We start from the raw sequence: 20,109 nt of genomic DNA, 5'->3' as shown, positions 1-20,109 counted from the left end.
GGCGTCGTCTGCTTGGATTGCAAGCATGGAGTCACGTGCAGAGCAGGTGACGGATGCCGCGGCGTCCGTGCCCGCCGACCACGCGCCATCGGGGTCAGCGGATGCCGCGGCATCCGCCCCTCGCCTGACGCGGCCGCGTGCGTGCATCGCCACGGGCGTCTCGGCCGGGCTCGCCTCCCATCTCGGCTGGCCGGTCTGGGTCGTGCGGGCCGCGTTCGTCGTCACGAGCCTCGCGAGCGGCGCCGGGCTCCTGCTCTACCTGTGGCTCTGGGTGTTCTCGCCGTGGGCGCCGGGCGACGAGCGGCCTACGCGGCGCGCCCCGGTGGCGTGGCTGCTCATGGTCGGCTCCGCCGTCTCGCTGCTCGCCGCATGGGTCACGAGCGGTCGTGTGGTCGACGCCGGCGGCAGCGGGCTCGAGTCGTGGCTGCTCGCGGTGTTCGCCGGTGTCTGCCTCGCGGTGGCGTCAGGTGCCTGGGCGACCTTCATCGATCGGCCGGATCCCGACCGCGGGCCGCGCCAGGAGCTCGCCATCCGCATCGTCGCGACGGCGCTGCTCGCGATCACGGCCCTCGCGCTCGTCTTCGGCCCGAACGCCAACTGGTACCCGGTGCCCACGTTCGCGGCCGCGCTCGCCGCCGTGCTCGGCATCGCGCTCGTCTACGCGCCGACGCTCGTGACCGCGTGGCGCGACCTCACGGCCGAGCGCACGAAGCGCATCCGCGAGGAGCAGCGCAGCGAGATCGCCGCGCACCTGCACGACTCGGTGTTGCAGACGCTCGCGCTCATCCAGAATCGCGCGGGTGCGACGAGCGAGGTCGCCCGCATCGCGAGAGCCCAGGAGCGTGAGCTCCGCGACTGGCTCTTCGCCGGTGACACCCCCGCCGACAGCGACCTCGGCACCGACCTCCGCGACTTCGGGGCAGCGCTCGAGATCGACTACGCGGTGACGGTCGACGTCGTGGTCGTGGGCGAGTCGCGCGAGCGCGCGAGCGGCGAGATGGCGGCGGCCGCCCGCGAGGCGATGCTGAACGCGGCCAGGCACGCGGGCGGCGAGATCTCGGTCTACGTCGAGTCGACGCCCGACTCCGTCGAGGTCTTCGTGCGCGATCGCGGCCCGGGCTTCGCGCTCGCCGACGTGTCGGGCGACCGGCTCGGGGTGCGCGAGTCGATCATCGGTCGCATGCGCCGTGCGGGCGGGTCGGGCGAGGTGCGCCCGGGCGTCGGCGGCGTGGGCACCGAGGTGCGGCTGCGGTTCCCGGCCGCCGAACGCGCGGAGGGCCACCGTGGCTGAGCGCGTGCGGGTCGTGATCGTCGACGACCACTCCATCTTCCGGTCGGGACTGAAGGCCGACCTCGACGACACGATCGAGGTCGTCGGCGAGGCGCACGACGTCGAGTCCGCCGTCGCGGTGGTGACGGATGCCGCGCCCGATGTCGTGCTCCTCGACGTGCACCTGCCCGGGGTCGCGGTGCCGGCGGGCACGAGCGGCGGCGCCGAGGTGATCCGGCGCGCCGCGGCATCCGTGCCCTCGACGCGCTTTCTCGCGCTCTCGGTCTCGGACAAGGCCGAAGACGTCGTCGGCGTCATCCGCGCCGGTGCCCGCGGGTACATCACGAAGGGCTCCTCGGGCGCCGACGTCAGTCGGGCCGTGCACGCCGTGGCCGGCGGCGACGCGGTGTTCTCGCCGAAGCTCGCGGGCTTCGTGCTCGACGCGTTCGGCGCCGCCGTGGGTGAGACCGCGGCGGCGAGCGACGAGCTCGACCGGCTCTCGGCGCGGGAGCAGGAGGTCATGCGCCTGATCGCGCGCGGCTATGCCTACAAGGAGGTCGCGGCTGAGCTCTTCATCTCGACGAAGACGGTCGAGACGCACGTCTCGGCGGTGCTGCGCAAGCTCCAGCTCTCGAGCCGGCACGAGCTCACCGCCTGGGCGAACGCTCGGCGCCTGCTGTAGCAGCCGGGCGATAGACGTCGAGCGCTGCGGGAACGATCCGCACGCTCGTGCGATAGCCGGGCGCCGCAGTGCGAGCGGATGCCTCGGCGGTGGCGTCGATCGAGACCTCGCCGTCGTGCGCGAACCCGGGCGGCTGGCCGCGCCTGGGTCGCACGAGCACCTCGATCGCCTCCGTCGTGTACGACTCGAGTCGCTTCGGCAGCAGCCGTGCGCTACGGAGCACCGCACTCGTGCGCCGGCCGAAGGCGAGCGCTCCGGCGGCCCGCACTCGCGAGCCGGCGTGCAGCACGCGCACATCGAGCACGCCGCCGTCGAGACGACGCCGCTGCATCGGGGCCGGGATGCCCGGATCGTTCGGGCCGACCCCGACGTAGAGGGTCCAGACCCGGGCGCGGCGGCCCTCGACGATGACGGTGACCGGCGCGGAGCGGCGCAGCACCCGCGCTGCTGCGATGACGGCCGCAAGCCACTTGCCCCACCGACCTTCACGTCGCTCCCGCTCGGCGACGAAGTCGGGGTAGAGGCCGACCGAGGCGGTGTTCAGCACCGTGATCGGCGGGCCGCCGGCGAACCGCAGCTCGGCGACATCCGCCCGCACGCCCTCGCCTCGCTGCAGGGCGTCGACGGCGAGGTCGACGGATGCCGCGCCCACCGCCCGCGCGAAGTGGTTGAACGTTCCGCCGGGCACGACGAGCAGCGGCACGCCGGCCGCGCGGGCCTCGTGCGCCACGGCGGCGACGGAGCCGTCGCCCCCGCAGATGCCGACGATGCGCGGCGGGTGCTCACGGGCGAGGGCCGCGCGCACCGCGGCGGCCGGGTCGTCGTCGCTGTCGTGGCCGTCGTCGTCGCTCGCGCGGCCGGCGTTGGCGCCGCGGTCGTCGCCACCGGCGCCGTCGAGCACGTGCAGCTCGGCGAGCGGCAGCCGCCGTTCGAGCACCCGCACCGGGTCGCCGCGCAGCACGCTCGTGCCCGATGCGCGGTTCACGGCGATGAACACGCCGCTGCCGTCGGGGGAGGCCGGTAGGGCTCGGTCGTCGCCGCTCGCGACCCACGCATCGAGGGGAGCCGGCCCCGGCCGCGCCACGAGTGCACTCAGCCCCGCGACCCCGGCGCCGAGGGCGAGCCCGCCGACGACGTCGGAGAGCCAGTGAGCGCCGGTGTGCAGCCGCGAGTAGCCGACGCCGAGCGCAGCCGGGGCGAGGACTGCGCCGAGCCGGGGCGACTCGATCGCGATTCCCGTGGCGAAGGCAGCTGCGCTCGCCGAGTGTCCAGACGGGAACGACGGGGTGATGGGCGGCTTCGGCAGGTGGCGGCCGATCGGCACGTCGGCGAGCAACGGGCGGTCGCCGCCGAAGACCCGCTTGGCGATCACGTTGGTGAGCGCGCTCGCGACGAGTAGGGAGCCGAGGCCGCGGGCGGCCGTGCGGCGGCGTCCGATGACCGCGAGCACGCCCGCGATGCTCCACCACAGCACGCCGCGGTCGGCGAAGCCCGAGATCCGTGACCAGAACCGGTCGGCCAGTGGATGCGTACGGCGGGCGCTCACGGCACGCGCGGCCGCGGCATCCGCTCGCCGGACCCAGGCGGGCAGGATTCTCGTACGCTGTACGGCGACTCGGAGGTTGCGGAACACCACGCGGTCATCGTAGGCGCGCCGATTCCGGGCCGTCGACGGGTTGCCAAACGTGCGGAATCGGGGCCGACTTCGCGGCCGGCCCCGATACGCACGGCGAGAGAGACTAGCCCCGGCCCCAGAATGCGTCTTCGGCGTCGCTGTCCTCTGAGAACAGGTGCACCTCGACGATCCTGCCGTCGCGAACCGTGAGCAGGTCGATGCCCGACATGTCCATCGACGCACCTGCTCGTCGGCCGGTGAACCGCACCGGCACCGCGACGAGTTCGCCGTTGACCATCGATGGCCCGGTGACGGCGAGCTGGAAGCTGCCCTCGCTCGCCTCCATCATGCCGCCGAGCAGGGCGCCGACGCCGGCGACGCCGTGGTGGTCGCCCGAGAACCGGTTGGCGCCGGGCTGGTGCCAGACGACGGCGTCGCTGAACTGCGCCATCACTGTGGGGATGTCGCCGCGCCCGAGGGCGTCGAAGTAGGTTGCCGCGACTGCCGCGGGGGTCTGTTCGGTCATCATGTCTCCTTCGTGGGCTGGTAGGAGCCATGGTTTCAGATGGTAACTTGTTACCTCAACGTAACTGGAGGCGAGCATGGCGATCGTGGAGCGCGTGGGCACCGAAGCAGCGACGTCACCGCAGGCAGCACCCACGACGCCGGCAGAGATGGCGCCACCGGTCTGGAACGTCATGCTCCCCACCTGTCCGTCCCGCACTTCGCTGGCGAAGATCGCGAACAAGTGGACGGCGATGATCGTCATCGCGTTGAGCGACGGCCCCGCCCGATTCGGCGCGATCCGCCAGGCCGTCGGCGGAATCAGCGGCAAGGTGCTTGCCGAGACCCTGCGCGACCTCGAACGCGACGGCGTGCTCACGCGAACCGCCTACGACGAGATGCCCCCTCGGGTGGAGTACGAGCTGACGCCGTTGGGACTCACGCTTCGCGAACCCCTGACCGCACTCGGCCTCTGGGCCGAGCAGCACATCGAAGAGGTGCTCGACGCCCGCGACGTCTACGACCGACGAATCGACGACGCCGACGGCACCGGCGGCTGACGCTGCAGCCGAGTCGGCGTCCCGGCTTCAGAAGCGGCGAGCCGCGACATCCGGCCGGTGCGACGCGGCAAGCAGTTCGCGAAGGCGGGAGGCAGGGAGCGGAGCGCCCCGGTCCGCGAGGAAGTCCGATTCGAAGCCGCTTCCGCTGGCTGCATAGATGGCGGTGTACGCGCCGGAATCCGGTTCGAATCGCCACGACTCCGCAAGTGTTCCGGCGTCGACGACATCGAAGCCGAGGAGTTCGACGAGGCTCGCGACCCGACGTTTCGCTTCAGCGTCGTCGCCGGCGACGGGCAGTGCAGTGCGCGGATGCGAGTGCGCGAGGAGCGGGATGTGGTGCGCCACGATGTTGTTGAACGCCTTGACGAGGCGGGCCCCCGGAAGAAGTTCGAGCTCGTACTCGGCCGTTGCGAGCTGCAGTGCGTCGAGCTGCGGGATGCGCCCCTCGCGATACGGGTAGTAGTTCCCTGTGGAGAGGGTGGTCACACCGTCGAGCAGGCCGTTCGGAAGCTTGGAATAGGCGCCCAGCGGAATCGACAGCACCGCGATGTCGCCGAAGGTCGCTGCCTCCCCGACTTCGACCGCCTGGGCGCGTGACCCGAGTTCGCCGATGAGGTCGGTCAACGACTCGGGCCCTCGGGAGTTGGCGATGGCGACGTCGAGGTCTGCTGCGACGGCGAGACGAGCGATCGCAGTGCCGATCGCTCCGCTGCCGATGATTCCGATGCGCTTCATTGGGAGGTCCTTGCGGGTAGTGGTCGTTGGTGGCCCGTCTGCGACTCGGCTGCCTGCTCCGATTGCTCGAACACGAGGTCGAGGAGGCCCGGAAAGCGGCGATCGACCTCTTCTCGGCGGAGCCAATTGCGGTGGCGGGTGCCATCGACTTCCTGTCGGATGAGCCCGGACTCGCGCAGGACGCGCCAATGCCGGGTGAGCGCCGACTTGGTGACCCCGAAGTCGGAGGTGCTGCAGGAAGCGCCCGGAGACCCTGCGATGCTCGCCAGGATCGCCCGCCGTACCGGATCGGAGAGGGCCGCCATCACCTCGAAGAGGTCGATCTCGTGCTCGTCGGGGATCGTCAACGGACGTGCCAGCCGGCTCGCCATGTCGGTTCCTCTCGTTGCTCGATCCGTTCACATGTACATGTTGATGTGTACATTAGCCTATGTACATGAAAATGCGTACATAACCGGGAACCGCGACGGACGAGCGAACACCGCGCGTCGAGCGCTGTTATGAAGCCGAGCGACGCTCGAGCAGCTCATCGCGCACCGCGCGCCGCAGCACCTTGCCGATGAGCGAGCGCGGCAGCTCGTCGAAGAGCTCGATGCGGCGCGGCACCTTGTAGGGCGTGAGACTCGCACGGCAGAACTCGCGGAGGGCGGTCTCGTCGAAGACCGCGCCCTCGCGGAGCTCGACCCCGGCTGCCACGGTCTCGCCGCCGTCGGCGCGCGGGAGCCCGACGACCGCTGCGCCGCGCACATCGGGGTGGGCGAGCAGCGCGGCTTCGACCTCCGACGGCGACACGTTGAACCCGCCCGTGATGATGAGCTCCTTCACGCGGTCGACGATCGTGACGAACCCGTCGTCGGAGACGCGCACGATGTCACCCGTGCGGAGCCATCCGCCCGGCAGCAGCGTCTCGGCGGTCTCGGCCGGGCGCCGCCAGTAGCCCTGGAAGACCTGCGGCCCGCGCACGAGCAGTTCGCCGGCTTCGCCCGCCGGCCGGTCCTCGGCCGGATCGGAAGGATCGACCACGCGGATCTCGGTGCTCGGGAACGGCACGCCGACGGTGCCGGGCCGACGGGTCGGCCCCATCGGGTTGCCGACCGAGATCGGCGAGGACTCGGTCATGCCGTAGCCCTCGACGAGGAGGCCGCCGGTCGCGCTCTCCCAGCGGTCGACCGTCGCGATCGGCAGGCTCATCGCGCCCGAGATGGCGAAGCGGATGCGCTCGAGGGCGCGCGGATGACCTGCCGCCGCGTGCACGAGCTGGTCGTAGATCGGCGGCACCGCGGGCAGGAACGTCGGCGGTGAGTGTCGCGCGGCGGCGAGCACGAGGCCCGAGTCGAACTTCGGGAACAGCACGAGTCGCGCACCGATCGACATCGCGAAGGTCAGGCAGAGCGTCATGCCGTAGGCGTGGAAGAGCGGCAGCACCCCGTAGAACACCTCCTCGCCCTCGGCGAGACCCGGCACCCAGGCGCGGCCCTGCATCGCATTGGCGCGCAGGTTCCGGTGGCTGAGCACAGCGCCCTTCGGCGTGCCGGTGGTGCCGCTCGTGTACTGCAGCACGGCCGTGTCGTCGAGCGAGGGGCGCGGATGCCGCTGGGCGAGCGCCCGCCGCGAGGTGAGGCGTTCCCATTCGACGAGCCCGCGGGCGCGCGGTGTCGTCGTGAGGGCGGCGCGCGAGCGCCGGGCCTTCGGGATCGGCAGGCGCAGCGCCATCCGCTTGCCGAAGGGAAGTGCGCGGGTCAGGTCGACCGAGACGATGTGGGCCGGGCGGATGTCGCTGGGGAACTCGGCGACCGTGTCGGCCACGCTGTTCCAGACGATCGCGACGCGAGCGCCGTGGTCTTCGAACTGGTGCCGCAGCTCGGGCGGCGTGTAGAGCGGGTTGTGCTCGACGACGATCGCGCCGAGGCGCAGCACGGCGTAGAACGCGGCGACGTGCTGCGGGCAGTTCGGCAGCACGAGCGCGACTCGGTCGCCCGCGACCACGCCGAGTCGGCGCAGTCCCTCGGCGGCGGAGGCGATCTGCTCGCCGAGCTCGCGGTAGCTCGTCTCGGCGCCGAAGAACTCGAGGGCCGTGCGTCGCTTGAACCGCCCGACCGCGTCGTCGATCATGTCGACGAGGGTCTGGGTCGGTTCCTCGATCGACGGCGGCACGCCGTCGGCGTAGTGGGCCAGCCACGGTCGGTCGTCATACGGGTGCATGCGTCATCCCCTCGGATCTCACGCGCACTCCGGCCACCCGTGTGGCCGGCCGCCCTCGCAGGCGTTGTGCGGATGCCACCTCCAGCGTAGGTGGCATCCGCTGTGCCTGAACCGAGTCGTCTGCGCGCACCGGCTCGGTCAGCTGCCTTCCGCTCGCCGACGACCGAAGCGACGATCCGATCAGACTCTGCCGGCCTCCGCCTGCCCCGTCGACCATGCCCAGGCGGCGATCGCGACGCGATTGGAGGCCTGCAGCTTGCGTCCGATGTTGGCCACGTGGTTCTTCACCGTTCCGGCGCTGATGAAGAGGTCATCGGCGATCTCGGCATTGGTCCTGCCCTGCGCGACGAGTCGCACCACCTCGAGCTCGCGGTCGCTGAGCGGCGGACCGTCGCGGTCAGGAGTCGTCGGGGCCACCACATGGCGGAGCAGCCGAACGGTCAGCTGCGGGCTGATCAGGGTGTCGCCGGCCATGGCGGCGCGGATCGCCTCGACGAGCAGTGCGGGTCCGGAGCGTTTGAGGAGGAACCCGCACGCGCCGTTGCGCAGCGCGGTGTAGACGTATTCGTCGAGATCGAACGTGGTGACCACGATCACGCGAATGCGCTCAGTGACCTGAGGGCCGGCGAGCGCCAAGGTGAGTTCCAGTCCGTCGAGCCCCGGCATGCGGATGTCGGCAAGCACCACATCCGGTTGCAGCCGCCGTGCCAGGTCGAGGGCGGCAGTGCCGTCGGGGGCCTCACCGACGACGGTCATGTCGGGCTGGGCGTCCAGCACCATGCGGAAGGCGTCCCGAATGCCGCGCTGGTCGTCGGCGATCACGAGCCGGATCGTCACGTGATCGCCCCTCGGTCGGCGTTGCGAAACAGTGGCAGGTCGACGGTCACCTGCCAGCCTCGCAGCGGGCGAGGCCCGACCTCGACACTGCCGCCGAGCTGCCTCGCCCGGTCGGTCATCGCCGCCAGGCCCAGTCCGCCCGCGGCTCGGCGAGCGGTGCCCGATCGTTCGGCACCATCGTCGGCGATCGAGACGAGCAAGCGGTCGGCCACTTCCTCGAGCGCCACGGTCACGCTCGTCGCTCCGACGGCGTGCCGGCGCACATTCGTGAGCGCCTCGACCACTGCGCGATAGGCCTCGGCGCCGATCGTCGCATCCACGTCGTGGGTCAGTCGCCGCTCGACGACGGCCTTCACGTCACCGGCCGCTGCGAACCTCCGCACGAGTTCGTCGAGGTCGTCGATGCCGCCGCGGGTGATGCGCACGGGGCCGTCGTCCAGCGCGTGCACGGTCTGGTCCATGGACTCGAGCGCTCGCAGCCCGGCCGCCTCGATCTGCTCGAGCAGTTCCGCCACCCGCGGGTCGCCGAGCGGCAGCACCGCGGCACCGGCCTGCGCCCGCGCGACGATTTCGCTGATGTCGTGGGCGACGAAGTCGTGCAGGTCCAGCGCCAGTCGCAGCCGCTGCTCGGACCTCGCCAGAGCGATCGCGCGCGTGCGCTCGGCACCGGCCCAGCAGAGGTACCACCCGACCGTTCCGGCCGCGAGTGACGGGATCAGCCACACCGCACTCGCGAACACCGCATCGAGGGCGGGCCCATCCGGCAGGTAGCGTTGCACCCACAGTGCCGAACCGGCGGCGGCCAGCGACCCTGAGACGACCGCCGTTCGTGGGCTCGCCCAGCGCACGACGACGAACACCAGGCCCGCGAGCACGAGCGGTTCGGCGAGCCGCCAGGGCCCGCCGCTCTCGCTCGCGCCGCTCGGGAGCAGGCCGGCCCGCACCAGTGCGGTGATCATGATCGAGATCGACCCGGCGGCGGCCGTGCCCACAACGACGGCGTTCGCGGCCACGCCTCGTCGGTCCATGGAAGTCGAGCCTATGGGTTCCGTGCCACACGACACTGTGTCGATCGGCATGAATACGGGGTCAGGTGTCGCCGATCATGTGTCGAACGGCATATGGTCTGCGGAACCCGATCGGTCGAGGCTCGAATCATGAGAAGAACCTGGACTGCCTGGATCGGATACGTCATGGCTGCATGGTCGGCCGCGTACGGAGCGCTCGGCGTGTGGTGGGCGTTCGGCGGCAGCGGCTTCCCGTTCGGCACGGGTGACCCCGAGCTCATGGCCGAGCCGGGCGCCGCGGTCAAGGTCTCACTCCTGGGGCAGGCCACGCCCGACGTCGCCGGGCCGGTCATCGCCGCAATCGGTCTCACGGGCGCGGTGGTCGCGATACTGATGGCTCGGGGCGTGGCCGGCCGGTGGGCGCGGGGTCTGCTGCCGGCCTACGCCTGGCTGCTGGCGATCCTGTTGACGATCGGCATCCAGGACTATCGGACGTTGATCGTGGTCGCGTACACACCCATCCTGGCGATCGGCAAGCTCCTCGGAGTCTGGCCGGACGGGAGCGGATGGAGCGATCTCTACTTGGTGCCGCGGATGAACCTGCTGATCTGCCTGCTCGCGGGAATCGGCTGGGCGCTGACCGCGGTCGCCTACCGCCGTCGGGTCACCGACTCCTGCCGCATCTGCGGGCGCGCAGGTGCCGAGAAGCGATCCTTCGTGGATCGCTGGGGACGCCGCGCCACCTGGATCGCGGTCGCCGCGCCGCTGGTCTACTGCGCCACCCGGTGGGCATGGGCCCTCGGCTTCTCGCTCGGCATGGACCCGGATGCCTACCAGGAGGGGAAAGACGAGGGCCTGTGGGTCGCGGGCGCCGCCCTCGCATCGTTCGGGATCATCGGGGCGGTGCTGACGCTCGGTCTGATCCAGCGCTGGGGCGAGGTGTTCCCGCGATGGATGATCGGCCTCGGCGGCCGGCGTGTGCCGCCGATGCTGGCCGTGGTGCCCGCGATGCTCGTTTCCGTCCTGGTGACCGCAGCGTCGTTCATGTACCTGCGAATCGTGCTCATCGACGGGATCACCCCCGAGACCTGGGCGTTCAATCTGCCCGAGGTGTTCTTCTCGGTCTGGGGCGCCGCGCTCTTCGTGAGCGCCCTCGCCTACCGTCGCCGCCGGCGGGGGCTGTGCGAGGCGTGCGGTCTCGGGGTCGCCGAGGCGCCGAGCGATCGTCACGGGGGAGCCCTCGACGCCGGCTCGGCGGGCGGGCCGGCGCCCCGCATCGGCTCGCATCCGAGCACGATCGATGCGTAGTCGACGGCGGGCGCGGGCGAGCGCCCTCGAGGGACGCGGACGCCAGCGTCTCGGGCCGGCGTCCGCGTCGTGGCCGGCGTCACGGGTGAGCGACGACGCTCAGAGGAGGCCGAGCTCCATCGCGCGGGTCACCGCGCGCGTGCGGTCGTTGACTCCGAGCTTCTCGAACACGTGCAGCAGATGCGTCTTCACCGTCGCATCGCCGATGAAGAGCGCCCGGGCGATCTCGGGGTTCGAACGACCCTCGGCGACGAGTCGCAGCACCTGCAGCTCGCGCGGCGAGAGCGAGGGCTGCGCGAGCGATGACGCATCGGCGCGCACTCTCGAGACGAGCTTCGCCGCGATCGACGGGGCGAGCACGGTCTCACCGGCCGCGACGGCGCGGATGCCCGCCACGATCTCGGCCTGCGGCGCCGCCTTCAGCAGGTAGCCGCTCGCGCCCGCCTCGATCGCGGCGAGGATGTGGTCGTCGGTCTCGTACGTCGTCAGCACGAGCACGCGAGTGCCCGGCACGTCGGCGAGGATGCGCGCGGTCGCCGCTGCGCCGTCGAGCTGCGGCATCCGCAGGTCCATGAGCACGAGGTCGGGGCGAGCGGATGTCGCGACGGCCACCGCCTCGGCGCCGTCGGCGGCCTCGCCGACGACCTCGAGCCCCGGCTCCGACTCGAGGAGGCCGACGATGCCGGCGCGCACGATCGGGTGGTCGTCGGCGACGACGATGCGGATCGCGGCGGTCATGGCGTCTCCTCGGTGGTGGGTCTCGAGACGCGTCCTCCTGCGTCGGGCGCTCCTCGACCGGCGGGTGTGCTCGAGTCGGGCGTGGCGGGGTCTGCCGCGGCATCCGCCCGGGGAACGCCGACGCGCAGCACCGTGCCGCCGCCGTCGCCCGGTTCGATCGTGAAGGAGCCGCCGACGAGCGAGGTGCGGTCGCGGATGCCGGTGAGCCCGAAGCCCGAACTGCCGGGCGCCGCCGCTCCGGGGCCGACACCGTCGTCGGAGACCGTGAGCACCACCTCGTCGCCGACGGACTCCACGGTAACCGCCGCGTGCCGCGCGCTCGCGTGCTTGCGCACGTTCGCGAGGCCCTCCTGCGCCGAGCGCAGCAGCACGACCTCGTGCTCGCGACTGAGGCCCGTGGCGCTCGTCGCGACCGTCACGACGACGCCGGTCTCGCGCTCGAAGCTCGCCGCGAGTCGAGCGAGCGCGTCGCCGAGCCCCGCGCCCGGCTCGACCGGTGCGAGCGAGGCGACGAGGCCGCGCGCCTCGGTGAGCGCCTCGCGCGCCATCTGCTCCATGAGCTCGACGTCGGCGTGAGCGGATGCCGCGGCCTCGCCCTCGATCCCGTCGAGCCGTGTGCCCGTGCGCTGCGCCACCATGACGAGCCCGGTCAGGCTCTGCGCGATCGTGTCGTGGATCTCGCGGGCGAGCCGGGCGCGCTCCTCGACGACCCCGGCGTCGCGGTGCATCGCGGCGAGCTGGCCCTGCGTCGCCTGCAGTTCCTCGAGCAGGCGGCCTCGCTCTTCGCCGTACCGGGCGATGTTCGAGATCCAGAGCCCGAGGGCGATGCTGAAGCCGACCGAGACCGCCGCGCTGATGACGCCGGCGACGATGCCGCTCGGGCCGAAGTGCACGACGTAGCCGGCCGCGAGTGCGGCGCCGATGAGCACGTTCGACACGAGCGCGCTGCGGATCGACGGCGCCGTGGTCCAGATGAAGGGGTAGACGAACACCTGGATGATCGCGAAGGAGGGTTCGAACGCGGCGCCGACGCCGACGAGCACCGCGAACCCGATCGTGACCACCAGGTGCGGGCCGAGCCGATCGATCCCGACGTGGGCCCGTGCGTAGGCGTAGTAGAAGACGAGGAACGCGCCCGTCGTCGCCCAGACGCCCCAGTCGTTCGGTCCGTACGGCGGCGGGTCGGCCAGGGTGAAGAGCACGAGGATGGATGCCACGGCGATCGCCGCGACATCCCACCATCGCCTGTTCAGCATGTTGCGAGTGTGCCACGCGGGCTAGGCATCGCGCCGGATCCACCGGAAGGTGATTCGCGAGAGCACGAAGCCGACGACGAGCCAGATGCCGAGCGCGATCGCGACGCCGGGGAGGTTCCACGAGCCGTTCTGCTCGAGCGATTCCCAGCCCTCGGGCAGGAACACCGAGCGCATGCCCTGGGCTATCCACTTGAGCGGGAACAGGCTCGCGAAGTTCTGGAGCCAGTCGGGCAGCATGTTCCACTGCAGGTACACGCCCGAGATGAACTGGAGGATCAGCCCGACCGGGATGACGACCGCTGCGGCGCTCTTGCCCGAGCGCGGCAGCGCCGAGAGGGCGATGCCGAGCAGTGCGCAGGTCGTGAGGCCGAGCACGAACACCCAGGCGAACGTGACCCACTTCGCCGGATCGGTCGGCAGCTCGATGCCGAGCACGAGCCACCCGGCGAGGATCAGGAGACCGGCCTGCAGCGTGCCGGTGACGAAGACCTGGCCGATCTTGCCGGCGAAGTAGCCGACGGGGGAGAGGGGCGTGCCGCCCAGCCGCTTGAGCGTGCCGTTCGACTTCTCCATGGCGATGTCGATGGCGAGGTTCTGCACGCCCGACAGGAAGATGCCGGCGGCGAGCATCGCCGGCAGGTAGAGGGCCCCCATCGAGACCTCGGCCCCGGGGGGACCGACCTCGCCCGCGGCGCTGAAGGCGGCCGAGAAGATCGCGAGCATCACGAACGGGAAGAGGAAGGTGAAGAACAGGGTGTCGGCGGCCCGGAAGTAGGTCTTCGTCTCGACGCCGATGCGCGACGTGCCCTGGGTCATCAGGCTGGTGGTCATGCGAGTGCCTCCTCGGTGTCGTCGAGTTCGGTGTCGTCGAGTTCGCTTGCCGAACCCGTCGAGGCGTCGCGCACGAGCCCCAGGTAGATGTCCTCGAGGGTCGGGCGGATCACTTCGAGGCCGTCCGGTTCGCGGCCGAGTGCGGCGACGACGGATGCCACGTGCATCCCCGGCTCGACGGTGCGCACCTCATGCGTGGTGCCGGCAGCGTCGCGCCAGCGCACGACGGGCGTGCGCGCTTCCGCACCGCCGATCTCGTCGATGGCGCCGACGTCGACGAGCCGGCCCCCGGCGATGACGCCGGCGCGATCGGCCAGCTGCGCCGCCTCGTCGAGGTAATGGGTCGTGAGCAGGATGGTCGTGCCCTCGGCCTTCAGCGACCGGATGAGCCCCCAGAACTGCCGCCGCGCCTCGGGGTCGAAGCCCGTGGTCGGCTCGTCGAGGAAGAGCAGCTCGGGCCGGCCCACGATGCCGAGCGCGACGTCGACGCGGCGCTGCTGGCCGCCCGAGAGCTTCGCGACGCGGGTCTTCGCCTTCGCCTCGAGCCCGACGGCGGCGATGACCTCGTCGATGTCGCGTGGGTTCGGGTAGAGCGAGGCGAAGTGCCGCAGCATCTCGGTCACGGTCAGGAGCCCCGTCTCGCCCGTCGACTGCAGCACCATGCCGATGCGTGACTTCCAGTCGAGGCCGCCGCGCGCCGGGTCGATGCCCAGCACGCTCACCTCGCCCGAGGTGCGGAGCCGGTAGCCCTCGAGGATCTCGACCGTGGTCGACTTGCCGGCGCCGTTCGGGCCGAGCAGGGCGAACGTCTCGCCGTGGGCGATGTCGAGGTGGAGGTCGTCAACGGCGGTCACCCCGCCGTAGACCTTGCGAAGCCCGCGGACCCGCACCGCGGCATCCGTGCGTGTGGTGTTCATACCGAAAGCCTCTCGCGACTGCGCACGCAGCGGCAGCCCCCGAAGGTTCGATCCCGGCGTCCACCGATCGGTGGATGGCGCGTGCTCAGTGTTCGGGCCGCGGGGCGTCGGATGCCTCGACCTCGGCCAGGCGGTGTTCGAGGAAACGCCGCTCGGGCGTCGTCGGTGCGAGCGGAATCGCCTCGCGGTAGCGTGCGGCCGCGGCATCCGCTCGCCCGGATCGGCGCAGGAGGTCGGCCTGCGCAGCCGGCAGCAGGTGGTAGCCGGCGAGGCGATCCGACGACTCGAGGGCTGCGAGCGCCGCGAGGCCGGCGTCGGGGCCGCCCGCCATGCCGATCGCGATCGCCCGGGCGAGTTCGACGAACGGCGACGCACCCTTCATGAGCAGCGCGAGCTCGTCGTAGCGCCGCACGATCGCCGCCCAGTCGGTCTCCTGCGGCGTGCGTGCGCGAACGTGCACGGCCTGGATCTCCGCTTGCACCCGGTAGGGGCCGCGCTCGCCTCTCGCGACCGGCGCCTCGCCGAGCAACGCGAGACCCTCGGCGATGAGCGGGCGGTCCCACTGATCGCGATCCTGCTCCTCGAGGGGCACGAGCTCGCCGTCGGTATCGACGCGCGTCGACGCGCGTGCGTGCTGCAGGAGCATGAGTGCGAGCAGGGCGCGGGGCTCGTGGGCCTCGGGGAGCAGGCCGACGACGAGCCGCGTGAGCCGGATCGCCTCGACGGCCAGGTCGACCCGCTGCAGGCGGTCGCCCGACGAGGCCACGTAGCCCTCGTTGGCGACGAGGTACAGCACGGCGAGCACTCCGTCGAGCCGATCCGGTAGGGCCTCGGGCGGCGGCACGCGATACGGGATGCCCGCGTGCCGGATCTTCCGCTTCGCACGCACGAGGCGCTGCGCCATCGTCGACTCGGGCACGAAGAAGGCACGCGCGATCTCGTTCGTCTGCAGGCCGGCGACCGTGCGCAGGGTGAGGGCGACCCGTGACTCCATCGGCAGCGCCGGGTGGGTGCAGGTGAAGATGAGCCGGAGGCGATCGTCCCAGGCAGGCTCGTCGCGTGCGATCGCGACGTCGGCCGGGTCGGGCGGTCCGCCGCCTCGCCCCTCGAGTGCTTCCATCGATATCCATTCCCGCACCTTGCCCGACTCGACACCGCGCCGCCGGAGCCGGTCGAGTGCGAGGTTGCGCGCGGCCGTGGTGAGCCAGGCTCCCGGTTTCGACGGCACGCCGTCGCGCACCCATGCGGTCGCCGCGCGCTCGAACGCCCCCGAGGTCGCGTCCTCAGCGACATCCCAATCACCGGTGACGCGGATGAGCGTCGCGACGACCCTCGCCCACTCGGTCTCGAAGGCGGAGTGCAGGGCGGCCGCGACCTCGGGGCCGAGTCCGTCGTCGACCCGGCCCTCGGCCGTCGGCCCCTCGGCCGTCGTGCGTTCGCGACTCAGCTGCCCGCCCCTGCCACCTGGGCGAGCGCGACGCCGGCGACCGGCTCGACCCGCACGCCGCGTTCGGCGGCCTCCCGCTCGGTGCGCGCGACATGGTCGTCGTGCACGTCGAACGGCCAGAGCGGGCGCAGCTCGAGCGTGCCGCCCCTGGCCATCGGATGCTTCGACGCCACCTCGATCGCCTCGGCGAGACCCTGCACCTCGAGCACGTCGAAGCCCGCGATCCACTCCTTCGACTCGGCGAACGGGCCGTCGCTGACGAGCACCTCGCCGGCGCGGCGGCTCACGAACGTCGCGTCCTCGGGGCCGCGCAGCACCTCGCCGAACAAGCGGGTTCCCCTGGCGTCCATTTCGTCGACCCAGGCGTCGGGGTCGTCGCTGGTCTCCGGGGCGTCGGTCGTCACGTCTTCGGTCGTCGCGTCGTCGGTCGGCGCCGGCTCGCCGCCGTCGTCGCCGATGACCGCGCGGCGCCCCTTCGACTCGGCGACCACGAGCATGATGTACCGGCGGCCGACTGCCGCACGCTCGCGGAATCCCGTGGGAACCACGCGAGCCTCGGGGTCGGCGTCCGGCCACTGCATGAACGGGCGCACCTCGACCCTGCCGAAGGCGGCGGCCGGATGCCTCGACGCGATCTCGATCGCCTCGTCGAGGTCTTCGACGTCGATGATGTCGAAGCCGCCGATCGATTCCTTCGACTCCGTGAACGGTCCGTCGGTCACGAGCAGCTGCCCGTCGCGGATCCGCACGGTCGTGGCATCCTCGTCTGGCCGCAGCCGCTCGCCGTACTCGGACGCACCCCGGCGCTCGAGGTCGTCGACCCAGGCCCCGATGTCGTCGGCCGCCGGCACGTAGGCGATGGGCTCGTCGCCCTCGGCGTAGAACAGTGCGTATTCCATGGTGGAATCCTCTCTCTCGGTCACGCTACGCAAGTACGACGAACGGCGACAGCCGTTCTCGACACCTGCGCGGTGATCGGAGGGATCCGCTTTCGGCGCCTCGGTCAGTGCGGCAGCACGAGCATGACGCCGAGCCCGACCATGACGACGGCGATGATCGCGTCGAGCACGCGCCATGCGCGCGGGCTCGAGAGCACGCCGCCGAGCAGCCGCGCGCCGTAGGCGAGACCGAAGAACCAGACGAGGCTCGCGGCGCCCGCACCTGCCGCGAAGGCCCACCGGCCGTCGCCGTGCGTGTTCGCGACCGAGCCGAGCAGGAACACCGTGTCGAGGTAGACGTGCGGGTTCAGCCACGTCAGCGCGAGGCAGGTCAGCACGGCGGCGGCGAGGCCGGTGCTGCGCCGGGTGAGCGTCGAGGTCGCGGCCGAAGCGGATGCCGCGGGGTTCGTGAGTGCCGCAGGTGTCCCGACCCCGGCCCCCACGAGCCCCGAGACATCCGCTTCGGCCGACTCGACCTCGTGTTCGGCGACCTCGACCTCGAGCGCCTCGCCGCTCGGACGGATCGCTCGCCGCGCGGCGAGCAGCCCGTAGGCGACGAGGAACGCGGCGCCCGCCCAGCGGATCACGTCGACGAGCCACGGCACAGCCGTGAGCACGGCGCCGATGCCCGAGACGCCGACCATGATGAGTGCGAGGTCGCTCAGCGCGCAGATCGCGGCGACGGCGAACACGTGCTCGCGGCGGATGCCCTGCCGCAGCACGAACACGTTCTGCGCGCCGATGGCGACGATGAGCGAGAGGCCGAGGCCGAACCCGGCGAGCACTGAGGAGAAGGGCACGAGACGAATGTAGATGCGTGGGAGGGTTTACTCCAGCTCAGGATTCTTCATCGGCATTAGCATTGCTTCAGATGGAGATTCCACTCGACCTCGCCCGCACGCTCGCCGTCGTCATCGACGAGGGCACCTTCGACGCGGCGGCGCGGCGGTTGCGCATCACCCCGTCGGCGGTCTCGCAGCGCGTGAAGGCGCTCGAGCAGCAGCTCGGCCGGGTGCTCGTCGTGCGATCGAAGCCGGCTCGCGCGACCGAGGCCGGTGCGCCGATCGTTCGGCTCGCGCGTCAGGTCGCGCTGCTCGAACATGACGCCCTCGCGGAGTTCGGGCTCGACGAGGCATCCGCTCGGCCGCTCTCGCTCGCCCTCGCGGTCAATGCCGACTCGCTCGCGACGTGGTTCCTGCCCGCCCTCGCCCGGGTGGGGGAGCGGCACCCCGTCGTCTTCGACCTGCACCGCGACGACCAGGACTTCACGGCGGGCCTGCTCGAGTCGGGCACGGTGCTGGGCGCGGTGACCTCGCAGTCGGCACCGGTGGCCGGATGCCTCGTGCGCCCCCTCGGGGTCATGCGTTACGAGGCCGTGGCGACGCCCGCGTTCGCCGAGCGCTGGGGGCTCGCGCGGCAGTCGCGCGCCGCGCTCGCGGCCGCACCGCTCGTCGACTTCGACCGACGCGACGACCTGCAGCGGGAGCACCTGTCGTCGCAGGGCATCGACCCCGACGAGCCTCCCCGTCACTTCGTGCCGGCCTCGAGCGACTTCGCCACCGCCGTCAAGCTCGGACTCGGATGGGGCATGCTGCCCGCGTTCCAATCGGCTGAGGAACTCGAGCGAGGTGCGCTCGTGCGACTCGACGGCCCGCCGATCGACGTGCCGCTCCACTGGCAGCAATGGAACCTGCGCTCGAGCCTGCTCGTCGCCGTCGCCGACGAACTCGCCGCCGAGGCGCGCTCCGCGCTCATGAATCCCGCTGGTTGAGGAGCGAGCGCAGCGAGCGTCTCGAAACCGGCGTGCGCGGGGTGGGTTTCGAGACGGCGCTGGCGCGCCTCCTCAACCCACGGCTAGGAGAAGAGGCGCTGCAGGCGCTGCACGCCCTCGAGCAGCGGGGCGTCTCCGAGCGCGTAGCTGAGGCGCAGGTAGCCCGAGGGGCCGAACGCCTCGCCGGGCACCGCAGCGACCTCGGCCTGGTCGAGGATCAGGTCGGCGAGCTCGAGCGAGGTGGTCGGCGTGACGCCGCCCCACTCACGGCCGAGCAGCCCCGAGACGTCGGGGTAGACGTAGAAGGCGCCCTGCGGCACGGGCACGGTCATGCCGTCGATCTTGGAGAGCTCGGCGACGATCGTGCGGCGGCGGCGGTCGAACGCCTGCCGCATCTCTTCGACCGCGTCCTGCGGTCCGTTCAGGGCGGCGATCGCCGCGCGCTGCGAGATGTTCGACACGTTCGACGAGAGGTGCGACTGCAGGTTCGCGGCGCCCTTGATCACGTCGGCGGGGCCGACCATCCAGCCGAGGCGCCATCCCGTCATCGCGTAGGTCTTCGCGACGCCGTTGACGAGGATCGTCTGGTTCACGAGCCCGGGCACGGCCTCGACGATCGAGACGGCGCGCGGCGGCACACCGCCGGGCTCCTCGGCGTAGGTCAGGTTCTGGTAGATCTCGTCGGCGACGACCCAGATGCCGTGCTCGAGCGCCCACTCGCCGATCGCGCGCGTCTGCTCAGCCGAGTACACGGCGCCGGTCGGGTTCGACGGCGAGACGAAGAGCAGCACCTTCGTGCGGTCGGTACGTGCGGCCTCGAGCTGTTCGACGGTGACGAGGTAGCCCTGGTCGGAGCCGGCGAAGACGTCGACCTGACGGCCGCCGGCGAGCTTGATCGCCTCGGGATACGTGGTCCAGTACGGCGTCGGCACGAGCACCTCGTCGCCCGGGTCGAGCAGCGTCTGGAACGCCTGGTAGACCGCCTGCTTGCCGCCGTTCGTGACGACGACCTGACCGGGGGAGACTTCGAGCCCCGAGTCGCGGAGCGTCTTCGCGGCGATCGCCTCGCGCAGCTCGGGCAGGCCGGCCGCGGGCGTGTAGCGGTAGTTCTTCGGGTCGTGCGTGGCGGCGAGCGCGGCCTCGACGATGTACTCGGGCGTCGAGAAGTCGGGCTCGCCCGCAGCGTACGAGATGACCGGGCGTCCCTCGGCCTGGAGGGCCTTCGCCTTCGCATCGACCTTCAGGGTCGCGGACTCGGCGATGGCGGCGATTCGGGCGGAGAGGCGCGGGTGTTCGGTCACGCGACCAGCCTACGGCGTGGGGTATGCCGTGTGACAGGGGGCGAAGCGCGCACCCCTCGAACAGGGGGTTATCCGGACACTATCCTCCGGATATGCTCACCGAACGCATGCATACGAAACGAGGCGCGCCCGGGGGCGCGCCTCGTGGTGCGGTATGCGCCTGCATCCCCACCCACAGACAGGACCCTCG

At 71.6% G+C, this 20,109-nt stretch carries 20 protein-coding genes; 5 read left to right on the top strand and 15 right to left on the bottom strand.

Translation table 11 applies throughout. The features are described 5' to 3' along the window. Positions 1–25: 25 nt before the first annotated feature. Together VPH61_RS02425 and VPH61_RS02420 are read left to right on the top strand one after the other, a co-directional pair. Positions 26–1,291 (top strand): ATP-binding protein, encoded by a 1,266-nt coding sequence (locus VPH61_RS02425; RefSeq protein WP_332061926.1) that lies wholly within the window; start codon positions 26–28, stop codon positions 1,289–1,291. Then, entirely contained in the window at positions 1,284–1,952 is a 669-nt protein-coding gene (locus tag VPH61_RS02420) for a response regulator transcription factor (RefSeq protein ID WP_332061925.1), read from the top strand. The genes VPH61_RS02425 and VPH61_RS02420 overlap by 8 nt, the downstream gene beginning before the upstream one ends. Here VPH61_RS02420 and VPH61_RS02415 read toward each other — a convergent pair. Both VPH61_RS02415 and VPH61_RS02410 read right to left on the bottom strand, forming a co-directional pair. Then, positions 1,918–3,588 (bottom strand): phosphatase PAP2 family protein, encoded by a 1,671-nt coding sequence (locus VPH61_RS02415; RefSeq protein WP_332061924.1) that lies wholly within the window; start codon positions 3,586–3,588, stop codon positions 1,918–1,920. The two genes, VPH61_RS02420 and VPH61_RS02415, sit on opposite strands and share 35 nt — an antisense overlap. A gap of 103 nt (positions 3,589–3,691) precedes the next feature. Continuing rightward, complete coding sequence (locus VPH61_RS02410; protein WP_332061923.1) at positions 3,692–4,093, bottom strand: nuclear transport factor 2 family protein; 402 nt, start codon at positions 4,091–4,093, stop codon at positions 3,692–3,694. 76 nt (positions 4,094–4,169) lie between these two features. Here VPH61_RS02410 and VPH61_RS02405 point away from each other — a divergent pair, with 76 nt between their 5' ends. Further along, complete coding sequence (locus VPH61_RS02405; RefSeq protein WP_332061922.1) at positions 4,170–4,631, top strand: winged helix-turn-helix transcriptional regulator; 462 nt, start codon at positions 4,170–4,172, stop codon at positions 4,629–4,631. A 27-nt stretch (positions 4,632–4,658) separates the two neighbouring features. Here VPH61_RS02405 and VPH61_RS02400 read toward each other — a convergent pair whose 3' ends face one another. The 5 genes from VPH61_RS02400 to VPH61_RS02380 form a co-directional block, all read right to left on the bottom strand. Continuing rightward, positions 4,659–5,366: an NADPH-dependent F420 reductase gene (locus tag VPH61_RS02400; protein WP_332061921.1), complete on the bottom strand. Its 708-nt coding sequence runs from the start codon at positions 5,364–5,366 to the stop codon at positions 4,659–4,661. After that, on the bottom strand, positions 5,363–5,737 hold the full coding sequence (locus tag VPH61_RS02395; RefSeq protein WP_332061920.1) for an ArsR/SmtB family transcription factor: 375 nt from the start codon (positions 5,735–5,737) through the stop codon (positions 5,363–5,365). Before VPH61_RS02395 ends, VPH61_RS02400 begins: the two co-directional genes overlap by 4 nt. Before the next feature lie 127 nt (positions 5,738–5,864). Then, entirely contained in the window at positions 5,865–7,568 is a 1,704-nt protein-coding gene (locus VPH61_RS02390; protein WP_332061919.1) for a long-chain-fatty-acid--CoA ligase, read from the bottom strand. 180 nt (positions 7,569–7,748) lie between these two features. Then, entirely contained in the window at positions 7,749–8,405 is a 657-nt protein-coding gene (locus VPH61_RS02385; RefSeq protein ID WP_332061918.1) for a response regulator transcription factor, read from the bottom strand. Further along, the gene (locus VPH61_RS02380) at positions 8,402–9,433 is read right to left on the bottom strand and encodes a sensor histidine kinase (protein ID WP_332061917.1); all 1,032 of its coding nucleotides are present in this window, start codon (positions 9,431–9,433) and stop codon (positions 8,402–8,404) included. Before VPH61_RS02380 ends, VPH61_RS02385 begins: the two co-directional genes overlap by 4 nt. A gap of 129 nt (positions 9,434–9,562) precedes the next feature. Here VPH61_RS02380 and VPH61_RS02375 point away from each other — a divergent pair, with 129 nt between their 5' ends. Next, positions 9,563–10,720 carry a hypothetical protein gene (locus VPH61_RS02375; RefSeq protein WP_332061916.1) on the top strand — a complete coding sequence of 386 codons (1,158 nt, stop codon included), beginning with the start codon at positions 9,563–9,565 and terminating at the stop codon, positions 10,718–10,720. 99 nt (positions 10,721–10,819) lie between these two features. On the opposite strand, the gene VPH61_RS02370 is transcribed toward VPH61_RS02375, so the two are convergent. The 7 genes from VPH61_RS02370 to VPH61_RS02340 form a co-directional block, all read right to left on the bottom strand. Continuing rightward, positions 10,820–11,458 (bottom strand): response regulator transcription factor, encoded by a 639-nt coding sequence (locus VPH61_RS02370; RefSeq protein ID WP_332061915.1) that lies wholly within the window; start codon positions 11,456–11,458, stop codon positions 10,820–10,822. Continuing rightward, positions 11,455–12,714 carry a sensor histidine kinase gene (locus VPH61_RS02365; RefSeq protein WP_332061914.1) on the bottom strand — a complete coding sequence of 420 codons (1,260 nt, stop codon included), beginning with the start codon at positions 12,712–12,714 and terminating at the stop codon, positions 11,455–11,457. The genes VPH61_RS02370 and VPH61_RS02365 overlap by 4 nt, the downstream gene beginning before the upstream one ends. A gap of 21 nt (positions 12,715–12,735) precedes the next feature. After that, positions 12,736–13,545, bottom strand: a complete 810-nt coding sequence (locus tag VPH61_RS02360; protein ID WP_332061913.1) for an ABC transporter permease — start codon at positions 13,543–13,545, stop codon at positions 12,736–12,738. Then, positions 13,542–14,462, bottom strand: a complete 921-nt coding sequence (locus tag VPH61_RS02355; protein ID WP_332061912.1) for an ABC transporter ATP-binding protein — start codon at positions 14,460–14,462, stop codon at positions 13,542–13,544. The genes VPH61_RS02360 and VPH61_RS02355 overlap by 4 nt, the downstream gene beginning before the upstream one ends. An 85-nt stretch (positions 14,463–14,547) precedes the next feature. Further along, on the bottom strand, positions 14,548–15,825 hold the full coding sequence (locus tag VPH61_RS02350) for an RNA polymerase sigma factor (RefSeq protein ID WP_332062518.1): 1,278 nt from the start codon (positions 15,823–15,825) through the stop codon (positions 14,548–14,550). An 80-nt stretch (positions 15,826–15,905) separates the two neighbouring features. Then, complete coding sequence (locus VPH61_RS02345) at positions 15,906–16,808, bottom strand: YciI family protein (RefSeq protein ID WP_332061911.1); 903 nt, start codon at positions 16,806–16,808, stop codon at positions 15,906–15,908. Positions 16,809–16,912: 104 nt separating this feature from the next. Further along, positions 16,913–17,647: a LysE/ArgO family amino acid transporter gene (locus tag VPH61_RS02340; protein ID WP_332061910.1), complete on the bottom strand. Its 735-nt coding sequence runs from the start codon at positions 17,645–17,647 to the stop codon at positions 16,913–16,915. A 71-nt stretch (positions 17,648–17,718) separates the two neighbouring features. Here VPH61_RS02340 and VPH61_RS02335 point away from each other — a divergent pair, with 71 nt between their 5' ends. Then, positions 17,719–18,618 carry a LysR family transcriptional regulator ArgP gene (locus VPH61_RS02335; protein WP_332061909.1) on the top strand — a complete coding sequence of 300 codons (900 nt, stop codon included), beginning with the start codon at positions 17,719–17,721 and terminating at the stop codon, positions 18,616–18,618. Between the two features lie 83 nt (positions 18,619–18,701). Here VPH61_RS02335 and VPH61_RS02330 read toward each other — a convergent pair whose 3' ends face one another. Then, positions 18,702–19,919, bottom strand: coding sequence for a pyridoxal phosphate-dependent aminotransferase (locus VPH61_RS02330; RefSeq protein WP_332061908.1), 1,218 nt, complete (start codon positions 19,917–19,919; stop codon positions 18,702–18,704). Between the last annotated feature and the right edge of the window lie 190 nt (positions 19,920–20,109).

Source organism: Agromyces sp. CCNWLW203 (assembly GCF_036576125.1).
Lineage (GTDB): Bacteria > Actinomycetota > Actinomycetes > Actinomycetales > Microbacteriaceae > Agromyces.
The sequence above is the reverse complement of the archived record's forward strand: the minus strand, read 5'-3'. Positions and strand labels throughout refer to the sequence as shown.